At 38.8% G+C, this 13,184-nt stretch carries 12 protein-coding genes and 1 pseudogene; 2 read left to right on the forward strand and 11 right to left on the reverse strand.

Translation table 11 applies throughout. The features are described 5' to 3' along the window. Nucleotides 1-67: 67 nt before the first annotated feature. From H0Z31_05950 to hflX, 7 genes and pseudogenes are all read right to left on the reverse strand, one after another. Complete coding sequence (locus tag H0Z31_05950; GenBank protein ID MBO8176987.1) at nucleotides 68-862, reverse strand: DUF2935 domain-containing protein; 795 nt, start codon at nucleotides 860-862, stop codon at nucleotides 68-70. Between the two features lie 697 nt (nucleotides 863-1,559). Then, nucleotides 1,560-2,144, reverse strand: a pseudogene (locus tag H0Z31_05955) (HD domain-containing protein). Nucleotides 2,145-2,421: 277 nt separating this feature from the next. Continuing rightward, nucleotides 2,422-3,195: a patatin-like phospholipase family protein gene (locus H0Z31_05960; protein ID MBO8176988.1), complete on the reverse strand. Its 774-nt coding sequence runs from the start codon at nucleotides 3,193-3,195 to the stop codon at nucleotides 2,422-2,424. 416 nt (nucleotides 3,196-3,611) lie between these two features. Continuing rightward, nucleotides 3,612-4,946: a type I glutamate--ammonia ligase gene (glnA, locus tag H0Z31_05965; GenBank protein MBO8176989.1), complete on the reverse strand. Its 1,335-nt coding sequence runs from the start codon at nucleotides 4,944-4,946 to the stop codon at nucleotides 3,612-3,614. Nucleotides 4,947-4,982: 36 nt separating this feature from the next. Next, on the reverse strand, nucleotides 4,983-5,384 hold the full coding sequence (locus tag H0Z31_05970; protein ID MBO8176990.1) for a MerR family transcriptional regulator: 402 nt from the start codon (nucleotides 5,382-5,384) through the stop codon (nucleotides 4,983-4,985). 180 nt (nucleotides 5,385-5,564) lie between these two features. Next, on the reverse strand, nucleotides 5,565-6,833 hold the full coding sequence (locus H0Z31_05975) for a methionine gamma-lyase family protein (GenBank protein ID MBO8176991.1): 1,269 nt from the start codon (nucleotides 6,831-6,833) through the stop codon (nucleotides 5,565-5,567). Between the two features lie 21 nt (nucleotides 6,834-6,854). Next, on the reverse strand, nucleotides 6,855-8,069 hold the full coding sequence (gene hflX, locus H0Z31_05980) for a GTPase HflX (protein MBO8176992.1): 1,215 nt from the start codon (nucleotides 8,067-8,069) through the stop codon (nucleotides 6,855-6,857). Nucleotides 8,070-8,268: 199 nt separating this feature from the next. Between hflX and H0Z31_05985 the strand changes: the two genes are divergently transcribed. Together H0Z31_05985 and H0Z31_05990 are read left to right on the forward strand one after the other, a co-directional pair. Further along, the gene (locus H0Z31_05985) at nucleotides 8,269-8,877 is read left to right on the forward strand and encodes a trimeric intracellular cation channel family protein (protein MBO8176993.1); all 609 of its coding nucleotides are present in this window, start codon (nucleotides 8,269-8,271) and stop codon (nucleotides 8,875-8,877) included. Between the two features lie 145 nt (nucleotides 8,878-9,022). Next, entirely contained in the window at nucleotides 9,023-9,523 is a 501-nt protein-coding gene (locus tag H0Z31_05990; GenBank protein MBO8176994.1) for a GNAT family N-acetyltransferase, read from the forward strand. Nucleotides 9,524-9,555: 32 nt separating this feature from the next. Here the strand turns inward: H0Z31_05990 and H0Z31_05995 are convergent, their stop codons facing one another. From H0Z31_05995 to H0Z31_06010, 4 genes are all read right to left on the reverse strand, one after another. Beyond that, a complete protein-coding gene (locus tag H0Z31_05995) occupies nucleotides 9,556-9,696 on the reverse strand; it encodes a hypothetical protein (GenBank protein MBO8176995.1) in 141 nt (46 codons plus the stop codon). Nucleotides 9,697-10,340: 644 nt separating this feature from the next. Further along, entirely contained in the window at nucleotides 10,341-11,126 is a 786-nt protein-coding gene (locus H0Z31_06000; GenBank protein MBO8176996.1) for an ABC-2 family transporter protein, read from the reverse strand. A 4-nt stretch (nucleotides 11,127-11,130) separates the two neighbouring features. Beyond that, nucleotides 11,131-11,922 carry an ABC-2 family transporter protein gene (locus H0Z31_06005; protein MBO8176997.1) on the reverse strand — a complete coding sequence of 264 codons (792 nt, stop codon included), beginning with the start codon at nucleotides 11,920-11,922 and terminating at the stop codon, nucleotides 11,131-11,133. Between the two features lie 15 nt (nucleotides 11,923-11,937). Continuing rightward, complete coding sequence (locus H0Z31_06010) at nucleotides 11,938-12,975, reverse strand: ATP-binding cassette domain-containing protein (GenBank protein MBO8176998.1); 1,038 nt, start codon at nucleotides 12,973-12,975, stop codon at nucleotides 11,938-11,940. Nucleotides 12,976-13,184 lie beyond the last annotated feature (209 nt).

Here is a 13,184-nt window from a genome sequence, read left to right on the forward strand (position 1 = left end):
CTAGTTATTCAATAAAAGAAAAACTGACCCACGAAGAAGAGTCAGTGAATGATGCTTGACATACAGTTCATGAATTGTTTGATTGTAAATATTCATCAAACCTATCTATAATCATTAGAAATCTTTCTGCTTCTCGGAACACATGGTCTGCCAACAGTGGAGGAATATTGCTTTTTATTTTACACTCTTCAATTAGCTCTTTCGCCGCTTTTTTAAAATTCCGGAGCGAAGCCACCGACACTCGATTTTGATCAAGAAATTGGGTTAAAATTGGTTTGGTTTCTGATTGTGGTCGCATGGAATCTAAATCGATGGCTTGATAGAGCAATTGATCAAAATCATGGCTAAATTCTCTCGCTTGCTCGACGAGTTTTCTTTCCGAAGGATCGAGCAAATGACCAATAAATTTCGCGTGATCAGCCATTACTTTTAAGAAAAAGACGTTTTCTTTAATGACAGACGCGGGAGTTGGTGTGAGCTTTCCTTCATTTAATTCTTTTAGTCGATTAGCAAAATAGGCTGCCTCTCGACTAGTGTGATCAATTAATAAAGCGTAGTTATTGGACCGAATTTTACATTGTAACGTTAGCTCCAACACTTTTCGTTTGAACGCCCAAATTTGAACTGCCGCTTCATACACGTGTCGATTAAATTGAGCGATTTGTTGTGGATCGGTCGATACTGAAAACCGTTCCAGTTGCTCTTCAATTCGTTCAAATTTCGGAATAAAACTTCTCGCCTCTTCAATTAATTCAGTATCATCGTAATGAAATCCTAAACTTAAAAACAACGCATGTTCTTTCATAATGCGCGACCAAAAACGAATTTCATCAAGCGACCTTGAAACAAACGCCTCTTGCAATAAAACCACCCCTTCGTTCGTTTATCCTCTATCATCTTATTCTTTAAAAAACCGATTCATGTATTGGTGGCGTTCTTACAGGATCTAATTTCAAAAAGATAGATAATAAGAAAATGAGCTATAATTGTTCATGTTTACATAATATTATTATTGTGAATTTGAATAAATAAACGTATCGTTGTTGCTCATTAATCGATAAAATTTCCCACAAACAAATCGTTTTTTCTCATAAAACGAAAATCTTTTCCCATAAATAAAACTTTTTTTCTCATAAATTGCAAATTTTTTCCCATAACGAGTCATTTGTATTCATAATCCATAATTTTTTCCATAACGAGTCTTTGGTGCTCATTTCTAACATCATGTGTCATTTGTGCTCATAATCCAACAAATTTTCCAATAAACCTGTCATTTTTGCTCATAAATTCAATTTACTTTCCCATAAATGTGTTATTAGTGCTCATAATTCATAATTTTTTCCCATAAAACTGGCATTAGTGCTCATAAATCTAAATTTTTCCCATAAACCTGTTAATTTTGCTCATAAATTCAACATACTTTCCCACAAACGTGGTATCGGTGCTCATAAAATTAGAAATTTTCTCATAAACAAATGATTTTCCTCATACCCAAAACTTAAAATATTTGATTTAGTAAATTCTATATTCTCACCGCAACCGACTAAAAAGTGATTAATTTAAACTTGTAGTTTATACTTTTCTACCTCAATCTCCGCTTCCTTCATTTTGTCCTCCCCCATTTTTTCAATCACGTCTTTTTTTGTGTAAGGAAGCTATCAAACTGAACGTATTGATTCATTTTGTAGGTCATGGCATATTCGATCTCCAGCCAGGTTGAAATGTCTGCCTCGTTATGTTGCAGCTGGACTTCTAGTTTATCCAAGGCATTGGCGACTTTCGCTTCATACGTTTCTTTATGTTCAAACTCCATCCATAAGCGATATAGCTCTTCACCCAGTTCATACAGGAGTGAATGTTTAATGTTATGTATAGCTTCCAATTCTCTTTTTCTCTTTTCGTTCTTGATTATTAATTGTGTCGAAAGCAGGAATATCGCCAGCCTCCGCTTCCACTAGGTCATGGATAATAATCATCTTTAATCATTTTTCGAGATTCACTTTTTGTTCTAAAAACGGTTCGACTAATATTGCCATGAGTGACACTCTCCACGTATGCTCAGCAACGCTTTCCTGTCTTCCATTGGATAGCCAACTGTGGCGTAATTCCATTTTTAATTTTTCAGAGAGTTTGAGTATGTTCATTATTTTATCGATTTTTTTTCAATCATTAAACGTCCTCCATATATAGTTAAAAGTATTTCATTGTAAATTAACGTTTTGTTTTTGACTAGTATGTTATTTACATATTATTTTTATCGTAAATCCGAAGAAATGCTATTTTTTTAGATTTCTATTCAAATAGAGATAATTTCCTCCATAACAATCAGGACCCTCACATAGGTCCCAGTGTTTACTCGTTTCCTTTTTCTAATTGTTGAAAATCGTTGTTCCACCTTTTTAATGTTTTAGATGAATTACCTCATTCTAAAAATTTCATCAGTTCTTGAATCTTGTGTTGAGCTTCTCGTTCACCTGCGTCAATGCACTCTCGGATTTTGCTTGTGTCAAACGCTAAAATGTGCCCAACTTCTGGACGAAAAACCACATCCGCATACTTAAGATTGGCACGGCGCTGCCTTGTCATCATAATGGTGAACGAACGATAAACCACCTCAAAAAGATTACGTGGCTCCTGTTCTTCATGTTCTCTTTCGACATCCACAGCAATAACTACATCCATCTCTTCTTCCCGAAGCAAATCAGCTGGAAGGTTATTCAAAACACCCCCATCCACCAACACTTTGTCTTGATAATGAACTGGAGAGAAAATACCTGGTACCGATGTGGTGGCTCGAATGGCTAAACTAAGACTTCCTTCGTCAAAAACAAAAACTTTTCCTTTTATTATATCTACTGTAACCGCCCGAAAAGGAATCTTTAGATTCTCGATTTTAATATCCCCAAGTCCTTTTTGTTCTAAAAAATGGATAAGCATGGCGTATATTTTATTTCCTGCTATGAGCCCACGTTTCCGAATTCCGAGATCCATGAATCGATAGGATGGAGTGCTCAGGATAAATTCTTCAATTTCTTCAATGTCAATACCAGCGGCGACTAAGCCTCCAATTGCACCTCCCATGCTGGTGCCTGCAATAAAATCAATCGGTATTTCGTACTTTTTTAAAACTTTTATTACACCAATGTGGGCTAATCCGCGGACCGCTCCACCGCCTAAAGCTATGCCTACTTTCATATCTATTCTGTCCTTCCTTCACAGAATTAGTTTACACACTAAATCAGTTCATGTTTTCATTTAATAATCCTCTCCCACCTATACCTCTTTAAAGTGAGGAGACTAATGGTAAAAATATTATAATATGTTACTGAATAATTTTGTGTAGGTAAAAGACTCTACAGAACAAAAGCTAAACACGGGTAACAACAAAGAGTGCCATTCTTTCTTTAACATTCCCCAACAACTGAACAATCATTTTTTTACTATATACTTATGCAGCTTTGGTATTAGATGTTTATTCAAACGTTGCAATACCATATTTCGATCATCACACAAAAAATAACTGTCGTTCATATGGTGCAAGAATAAGAAATGATTATTCTTTTCCGCAAAACAAAAATCCCCCAACGCGTTTGCGCTGAGGGATTTTGTCATTAATACATTTGCATATATTGTTCGCGTTCCCATGGATGCACTTGTGTGCGGAACATATCCCACTCGATTTCTTTCGCTTCTACGAAATGTTCGAAAATGTGTTTACCAAGTGCGGATACCATGACTTCGTCTTGTTTTAATAGTTCAAGCGCTTCGAAAAGGGTTGCTGGTAAATCAACGATTCCTGCTTCAATGCGCTCTTCTTTTGTCATGACATAAATGTTTCGATCAACAGGTGCTGGAGGTGTCAGTTTGTTTTTAATTCCGTCAAGACCAGCTTTTAATAGAACAGCCATCGCTAAGTATGGGTTGGCGGATGGGTCGACACTACGAACTTCGATACGAGTACTCATACCGCGAGAAGCTGGAATACGGATGAGTGGACTGCGGTTTTGGGCAGACCAAGCGACATAACATGGTGCTTCGTATCCTGGAACGAGACGTTTATATGAGTTTACTGTTGGATTTGTTACTGCAGTAAAGTTTGGCGCATGTTTAATGACACCAGCCATAAATTGGTACGCCGTTTCGCTCAATTGTAGTTTTCCGTTTGGATCAAAGAACACATTTTCCCCGTCACGGAATAAAGAAACATTAGAGTGCATACCTGAACCGTTCACACCGAATAGTGGCTTCGGCATAAATGTTGCATGAAGTCCGTGTTTACGAGCAATCGTTTTTACGACTAGTTTGAACGTTTGAATGTTGTCACAAGCTGTTACAACGTCGGCATATTTAAAATCAATTTCGTGCTGACCTGGAGCAACTTCGTGGTGAGATGCCTCGATTTCAAAGCCCATTTCTTCAAGCTCTAACACGATGTCACGCCGACAGTTTTCCCCTAAGTCCGTTGGTGCTAAGTCGAAATAGCCACCTTTGTCGTTCAATTCTAAAGTTGGTTCACCTTTTTCATCAAGCTTAAATAAGAAAAATTCTGGTTCTGGCCCTAAGTTAAAATCAGAGAAACCTAGGTCTCGCATTTCTTGCACAATACGTTTTAAGTTGTTACGAGGGTCCCCTTCAAACGGTGTACCGTCTGCATTGTAAATGTCACAGATAAGGCGGGCAACTTTTCCTTTTTCAGCTGTCCAAGGAAACACAACCCACGTATCTAAATCTGGATACAAGTACATATCAGACTCTTCGATACGAACGAACCCTTCAATAGAAGACCCGTCAAACATCATTTTGTTGTCTAATGCTTTGTCTAATTGGCTAATTGGAATTTCTACGTTTTTAATTGTTCCTAAAATGTCCGTAAACTGGAGGCGAATAAATTTAACATTTTGCTCTTTGGCCATGCGTTTAATATCTTCTTTTGTGTACTTACCCATGGAAAAAATTCCTCCCTTAAAAGATGTCTTTTTTTATTAATGGAAAAAGCGAGACATATCACCTTGACGTAAAGACGTTCGGTTGAAACGTCCCACTTCATATAACTCGGTTCGTAGCAATTTTCGCAACTCATCTTCGGATAGTTCACGGCGTACTTTTTCTTTTGCCGCTCCTTCATTTTCTTTTACCTCATCTTTAACAGCAAAAACTTTTTTAATCCCCGCCATGTTAATTCCTTGGTCTATCATGTCTTTAATTTCTAATAAGCGATCAATGTCGTTAAGTGAAAAGAGCCGGCGATTTCCTTCGGTTCGTGCAGGAGAAATGAGTCCATGTTCTTCATAATATCGAATTTGGCGGGCAGATAAATCCGTTAGTTTCATTACAACACCAATTGAGAATAACGGCATGGAGCGTCGAATATTTTTTTCACTCATTTCTTATCCCCCTTTCATGGAAAATCACCACTTAACGATTGCTTAATTAATGCCATTATATGCAATGTAATATTTTTTGTCAATATGATGTTAGGTTTTCTTACATGAAAATTTTTATCTAACCATCATTCAAATGAAAAAAGCTGACTAATCCTAAACGAATCAGTCAGCTTTTTCCCCTCAGACTTCTATTAATGACTTTTCAATTAATCGGTTTAAGGCCGAGCAAACAGCTATTTTCACATGCGCGTACGTAAGCCCACCTTGGACATAAGCGACATACGGCGGACGAATCGGACCGTCAGCAGATAATTCAATGCTAGCTCCTTGAATAAACGTTCCTGCAGCCATGATGACATCGTCTTCATATCCTGGCATGTAGCTTGGATATGGGGTGACGTGCGAATTTACGGGTGATGCATATTGAATCGCTTGGCAAAATTCAACCATTTTATCCCGGTCATCAAATTGAACGGATTGAATTAAGTCTGTTCGTTTCGCATCCCAAGAAGGATGAGTATTCATTCCGACTTTCTCTAACATCGCGGACGTAAACACGGCTCCTTTTAATGCTTCCCCGACAACGTGTGGGGCTAAGAAAAAGCCTTGATACATTTCAAGTAGGCTATATAACGACGCTCCCGCTTCGGCTCCGATACCAGGTGATGTCATTCGATAAGCGCAAGCCTCGACCCATTCTTTTTTTCCAACGATATATCCACCTGTTTTCGCTAAGCCGCCGCCTGGATTTTTAATTAATGATCCGGCCATTAAGTCCGCTCCAACATGACATGGCTCTTTATCTTCTACGAATTCTCCGTAGCAATTATCCACAAACACGACCATGTCCGGTTTAATCGATTTGACAAACCGAATCATTTCGCCAATTTCATCGACGGTAAACGACGGACGATTGGCATATCCTTTCGACCGTTGAATTCCGATCATTTTCGTTTTAGAAGAGATGGCTTGTTTTACACCGTCCCAATCGATTGATCCGTCTGGTAATAAGGATACGGTTTGATAATCAATACCAAATTCTTTTAAGGAACCAACCCCGCTTCCACGAATTCCGACAATTTCTTCAAGCGTGTCATACGGTTTTCCGGTAATATAAATTAGTTCATCCCCCGGTCGTAATACCCCAAACAAGGCGATCGAAATGGCATGAGTACCGGAAATAATTTGCGGACGGACAAGCGCCGCTTCGCCCCCGAAAACGTCCGCGTAGATTTTTTCCAACGTGTCCCGGCCGTGGTCATCATATCCATAGCCAGTCGACGGAATAAAATGAGAATCGCTCACTTGATGGGCTTGAAAACTTTTCAAGACGCGGAATTGGTTATATTCCACACGCCGACGAATCTCTTCATGAATCGGAGCAATATGTTGCTCCACTTCTTGGACCAGTTTTTGTAGTTCTTTTCCATAGGTGAGAAATTCGAACATGCTTGTACTCCTTATCTATCTTTATCTTGTATTGGAAAAACCTGAACAGCGATACATTTGCGTTCCTTCATCAAATGTACATTCGGTTAAGATCGTCTCTTGTTTTAAGCGTGACAATGTTTTTCCATCCCCAGCAGGAACATAACGCACATATGGTTCCATTTGTTTGATCATTTCTTCTTCGATTCGTTCTTTTAATCGTTCACGGTCATCTTTTCGTAAGGCACTGATTTGAATCGAGTCAAATTTCGGGGACGGAACAAAGTCCGGATGTACCGAATCCATTTTATTGTACACAATTAGCTGTGGCAAGTGATTCATTTCAAGTTCCGTTAATAATTGATGTACCGTTTGTTCGTGTTGTTCGTAATCTGGATTTGAAGCATCGACGACATGCAGTAGTAAATCCGCCTCTTTCACTTCTTCTAGCGTCGAGCGGAACGCAGCAATTAACGTCGTCGGTAAGTCTTGAATAAACCCTACCGTATCTGTTACAAGGGTCGTAAATCCACTTTTTAACGTCATTTTTCTCGTTAACGGGTCGAGTGTGGCAAATAATAAGTTTTGTTCAAATGCATCCGCATCAGTTAAACGGTTAAATAATGTCGATTTTCCAGCATTTGTATATCCAATTAGCGCAATTTGAAACGTACGATTCTTTTTCCGGCGCTCCCGATACCGATCACGATGGTTTACTATAACTGCTAGTTGCTTTTTAATATCATCAATGCGTCTTCGAATATGACGGCGGTCCGTTTCGAGCTTCGTTTCCCCTGGTCCACGTGTCCCAATGCCTCCTCCTAGACGAGAAAGCGCCGTTCCTTGTCCCGTGAGTCGAGGGAGCAGATATTGCAATTGGGCTAATTCTACTTGCAGCTTCCCCTCCTTTGATCGCGCTCGTTGGGCAAAAATGTCTAAAATCAGCTGCGTACGGTCAATAATACGCGCATTAATGACCGAAGATAAATTTCGAAGTTGGCTTGGGGACAATTCATCATTAAAAATGACGACATCTGGCTGCAGTTCCTCCACCAACACTTGCAATTCTTCGACTTTCCCTTTTCCGATGTATGTTGACGGATGAATTTTCTCCCGTTTTTGAACGACTTTTAGCAACACTTCTCCTTGCGCGGTGTGCGTTAAGGAAGCCAATTCTTCCATCGAATAATGGAAGCGGAGGTCATCTTGGTCGATTTGACATCCAACAAGAATCGCTTTTTCTTTTATATTTTCCAACGATCATCCTTCTTTCTAATTTAATCTGATTTCCATTGTATACGAAAAAATGAATCAATGGAAATATCATTTTACACACGAGTTTTCCGAAAATAGAAACAATTACTATTTTCTATCATTTATGTTGCATTCCCCCTTTCCTGTCCTTACAATCAGATTGGTTGAAGTTTTGTCAGGACAAAAAGGAGTATGTGTGCCGATGACTTGGGAAGTGCTAAGCATTATTGGGACCATTGCGTTTGCGGTTTCTGGAGCGATTGTCGCTATGGAAGAAGAATATGATATTTTAGGAGTTTATATATTAGGAATTGTTACAGCCTTTGGTGGTGGAGCGATTCGAAATTTATTAATCGGTGTTCCGATTTCTGCGTTATGGGAACAAGGAATGCTGTTTCAAATCGCTCTATTATCCATTACAGCGGTATTTTTATTCCCCAACAACTTATTAAAACATTGGCGCCGCTGGGGGAACTTTTTTGATGCGATTGGGTTATCGGCCTTCGCCATCCAAGGAGCCCTATATGCAACCGAAATGAATCACCCTATAAGCGCGGTCATTGTTGCGGCTGTATTAACCGGTAGTGGTGGAGGAATTGTTCGCGACGTGTTAGCTGGTCGAAAGCCATTAGTATTGCGGGATGAAATTTATGCAGTCTGGGCCATTTTAGCAGGGGCATGTGTTGGTTTAGGCATAGCCTCCTCCACGCTTGAGTTATTGGTGCTTTTCGTTATCACGACTGTTTTACGGATTTTATCTTATACGTTTAAATGGCGCCTTCCGAATCGCAGTTTAAGGTCGAATCAATAAAATAACCAAAATGGTACTTAGGAGAACACAAAACGGTGTGTTCTCCTTTTTATTTTGGAATACTTTGATAAAAATCTGTTAATACAAAGCTACCAATTAAATAATATATGTTAATATAATCTAAAAATTGATTGGGTGGTTGATAATGGAAATTAGGAAATTAACTCCTGCAGATGCTGAGATGTATTGGGAATTACGACTCGAAGCCTTGCAACAAAATCCAGAAGCTTTTTTAACAACGTACGAAGAAGCGATCAAAAAGAAAAATCCGATCGAACAAGTCTCGAAACGATTTGCGACAAAAGGAACATACAACTTTGGTGCTTTTATCAATAACGAGCTCATCGGAGTGGTGACGTTAGTGCAAGAACAACATGCCAAAATTCAGCATCGGGCCAACATTTTTGCTATGACACCGAAAATGCGAGGGCTTGGTGTCGGGAAAGCTTTGCTTACAGAAGCGATTAATCAAGCGAGACGTATACCGGAAATTGAAAAAATTAATTTATCCGTTGTCGCAAGCAACGAACCGGCAAAACGTCTGTATCAACAACTTGGTTTTGAAGTATATGGAACAGAAAAAAAGGCACTTAAAATAAATCATACGTATTACGATGAGGAGCATATGGTGTTGTTTTTAACATAGGCGTGTTAAACGATACTGTTGATAGATATACATTACGCTTGTGGCGGACGCTTTCCGCGGGCAAGGTGCAAGATGCTTCCCTCGCAACGCTCAAATAAGGGTCTTGCCTGGCTTCTTGTCCCCGCTGGAGTCCGCCGCCGTGTGAACAACTTCAACTTGCTAAAAATCAACATTGAAACATAACATAGCCCTTAAAAACTTATAAACAACGCATATTCTTTCATAATACGTAACCAAAACGAATTTCATCTAGCGACCTTGAATCAAACGCCTCTTGCAATGAAGCCACCCCTTCATAAGTTCTCCTATCATCTATTCTCTATAATAACGATTCATGTATCGGTGGCTTTCTTACTCAAAAAGATAGTTAATTAGAAAATGAACAAGAGTTCTTGTTTACATAACATTATTATTGTGAAATTGAATGAAATAGACGTATTTTTTTGCTCATTAATCAATAGAATTTTCCATAAGCAAATCGTTTTTTCTCATAAAACGAAAATCTTTTCCCATAAATTAATCTTTTTTTCTCATAAACTGAAAATTTTTTCCATAACGAGGCATTTGTGTTCATAAATTCAATTTACTTTCCAAATAAATGTGTTAAAACATGATCGTGTCCATTCACATCCCCCTACTTATTTTTTTTCTACATTACTACACTCCTAAGTTTGAATAAACTCCACAATAATATTAACACATTTTTCCATAAAACCTTTAAAAATGATCCTTTTTTTTCAACAGTATATTTCTCACTTAGTTATTTTTACAAAATAAAAAAGCTACCTTATTAAAAGGCAGCTATTTTTAAAAACTATTAGTTCCCCGCTCCGCGATATCGTTTCACTCCAGCATTCCACACGATAACCGATAACGCGAAAAAAGCAAGACCCATAAAAGGTGTTAAAAAGGCATAACTATACCATTCGGTCTTTTTCAAAAAGTACGCCGATGGGTACACACCGACAAAGGCAAACGGTAAAATCCACGTCAACACATAGCGAATGATTCGGTTATAAATGTTTACAGGATACCGGCCGTAGTTTCCGATATTGTACATCATCGGCATAATCGATGTGCGGGCATCGGACCAAAAGCCGATGGAAGCTAGCATGACAAAAATTCCTGCGTACACGAGTGTACCACCTAGGACAAAAAACATAAAAATAAACACATCGTACCAATGGAAGGATAAATCGAGTTGAACGGCTGCATACGCCATCACAATGAGACCCGTCACCGCTCCAAACAACGATTCGAGTTCCATTCGTTCCAGTACGATTTGAAATAAGCTATGGAGCGGTCGGGTTAATATGCGGTCAAATTCCCCTTTGACAATATACCGTTCATTAAAATCCCAAATATTAAAGAACGTTGCAAAGAGGGCAAACGGGACTAAGAAAAAGCCATAGATAAAAATAATTTCATCACGCGACCACCCGTTTAACAAATTCGTATGCCCGAACACGACAAGAATAAAGATTAAATTCGTTGCTTGGAACAACAAATCCGATAAAAATTCAATCACCATATCCGTTCGGTATTGCATTCGTGTTTTCATGTATTGACCCATATATTGAAAAAAGATCGAGACGTAATACATCTGCTCACCCCCCTTGAATCACCAGTTTATTTTTCGCTACTTTCCACATGAAATAAATTGGAAGTAAGAGAACGAAGGACCATGCCGCTTGTACGATCAAGGCTTCGGTTGCCGCTTCTCCAGTAAACCCTCCAGTAAAAATCATACTTGGGATGTAACTAATGGCTTGAAACGGTAACCATTGCATGACTTCTTGCGCCCAAATCGGGTAAAAGCTAATGGGTAAAATCAAACCGGAGAATAGATCAATAATGACGCGTTTGGCTCGAATCAATCCATCAATATGGAATAAGAAAAACGTCAGCATGCCTGTGATTAGGTTAATTTGTGTATTAATGATAAAACTGAATAAAATCGATAATGCAAACAGTCCCCACGTTGTTCCATCCGTTGAAAACGAAAGCGGGAATATGAAACTTACAATCACCATCCCTGGTAACGAAAATAAGAATAAGCGAAAAATTCCTTCACCTAATGCTTGCATCGTTTTCATTCCAAGGTAGGAATACGGTCGTATCAATTCGACGGCCACTTTTCCTTCTTTAATTTCCATCGCGATTTCTCGGTCGATATTATTAAAATAAAAGGCGCGTGCCATCCAAGCAACGGCGACATACGTCACCATTTGCGAAACGGAAAGGCCTTGAATTTCTCCTTGTCCACCATAGATTGCGGACCATAAAAAATAATAAGCACCGATATTAATGCTATAAATCAAAATTCCAGTATAATAATTCGTCCGATACGCTAACATCATTAAAAAGCGAATACGGATCATTTCTATATATTTAGCCATAATCCATCACCACGTTTAAACCGAATGGACGCCCAATTTATTTTCCTTGGTCGCGTCCCCTTTTTCATAAATGTTACGGATAATTTCTTCCGTCGATATTTCTTGAATACGCAAATCGATCAACTTTTCGTGCGATACGACTCGACTAATGACCTCTGATAATTCGTTTTCTTTCGTTGACACGTGCGCAATCCATACGTTTCCGCGCTCCCCTTTTACCCACTCTACGGAGAGTCCTTTAGTCAGTTCATGTAAACGAGATTCTAAGACTTCCTCGCTAAATTGGAATTCGATTTGTTTTCCTTCTCCCCACTGCTTTCGTAAATGGGAAAGCGAACCGTCATAGATGATTTGTCCTTCATCGAGCATAATGACGCGCTCACATAACGCTTCAATATCCGAAATATCATGAGTGGTTAATAGAATGGTAGTTTTGTATTTTTCATTCATCTCTTTTAAAAACTGGCGTATCTTTAATTTGACCAAAACGTCTAAACCGATCGTTGGTTCGTCTAAAAAGAGGAGTGGCGGATTATGAATGAGCGCGGCAGCTAATTCACAACGCATCCGTTGACCAAGGGATAATTTTCGCACAGGTTTGTCCAATAACGGACCAATATCTAACGTCTCAATGACGTGGTCCATATGTTCACGATAATCTTTGTCTGAGACTTGATACACTTTTTTTAACAACCGAAACGACTCTTGAACAGCAATGTCCCACCAAAGTTGAGACCGTTGGCCAAAAACGACCCCAATCGTTCGCACAAATTTTTCCCGCTCTTTATGCGGATTCATTCCATTTACGAGCACTTTTCCCGATGTCGGTGTTAAAATTCCTGTCAACATTTTAATGGTTGTCGATTTCCCAGCTCCGTTTTCACCGATATAACCGACCATTTCTCCTTGCTTAACCGAAAATGATATATCATTGACCGCTCGAATCGTCTTATAATTTCGCGTAAACAAATCGCGAAAGGCACCTTTTAACCCAGAGCGGCTAGAATAACTTTTAAATTCTTTTCGCAAATTTTCAACTTCGATGACGTTCATGTTTTCCCCTCCAAGTTTGGAAATCACAACGAATAGTTTATAAAAAAATGAGGACCATGACAAACGGGTTGCATGGTCATTTTTTTAATATGAATGATCTGCTGATCAAGATTCGGGCAAGTGTTATTACTATAACGGAAAGTAAAATTGCCTAAACAGAAAGTAATTTTACTTGAACGAAAAATAATTTCATCATAATAGAAAGTTAT

The organism is Bacillus sp. (in: firmicutes) (assembly GCA_017656295.1).
In the GTDB taxonomy this organism is placed as follows: Bacteria; Bacillota; Bacilli; order Bacillales; family JACDOC01; genus JACDOC01.

What these genes read in the sequence shown, in the direction of transcription:
- H0Z31_06005 (MBO8176997.1), bottom strand. Translation starts at nt 11,922, where the DNA reads ATGGCTAAATATATAGAAATGATCCGTATTCGCTTTTTAATGATGTTA.
- H0Z31_05960 (MBO8176988.1), bottom strand. Translation starts at nt 3,195, where the DNA reads ATGAAAGTAGGCATAGCTTTAGGCGGTGGAGCGGTCCGCGGATTAGCC.
- H0Z31_06000 (MBO8176996.1), bottom strand. Translation starts at nt 11,126, where the DNA reads ATGTATTACGTCTCGATCTTTTTTCAATATATGGGTCAATACATGAAA.
- H0Z31_06010 (MBO8176998.1), bottom strand. Translation starts at nt 12,975, where the DNA reads ATGAACGTCATCGAAGTTGAAAATTTGCGAAAAGAATTTAAAAGTTAT.
- glnA (MBO8176989.1), bottom strand. Translation starts at nt 4,946, where the DNA reads ATGGGTAAGTACACAAAAGAAGATATTAAACGCATGGCCAAAGAGCAA.
- H0Z31_05975 (MBO8176991.1), bottom strand. Translation starts at nt 6,833, where the DNA reads ATGTTCGAATTTCTCACCTATGGAAAAGAACTACAAAAACTGGTCCAA.
- H0Z31_05970 (MBO8176990.1), bottom strand. Translation starts at nt 5,384, where the DNA reads ATGAGTGAAAAAAATATTCGACGCTCCATGCCGTTATTCTCAATTGGT.
- H0Z31_05990 (MBO8176994.1), top strand. Translation starts at nt 9,023, where the DNA reads ATGGAAATTAGGAAATTAACTCCTGCAGATGCTGAGATGTATTGGGAA.
- H0Z31_05985 (MBO8176993.1), top strand. Translation starts at nt 8,269, where the DNA reads ATGACTTGGGAAGTGCTAAGCATTATTGGGACCATTGCGTTTGCGGTT.
- H0Z31_05995 (MBO8176995.1), bottom strand. Translation starts at nt 9,696, where the DNA reads ATGTTGATTTTTAGCAAGTTGAAGTTGTTCACACGGCGGCGGACTCCA.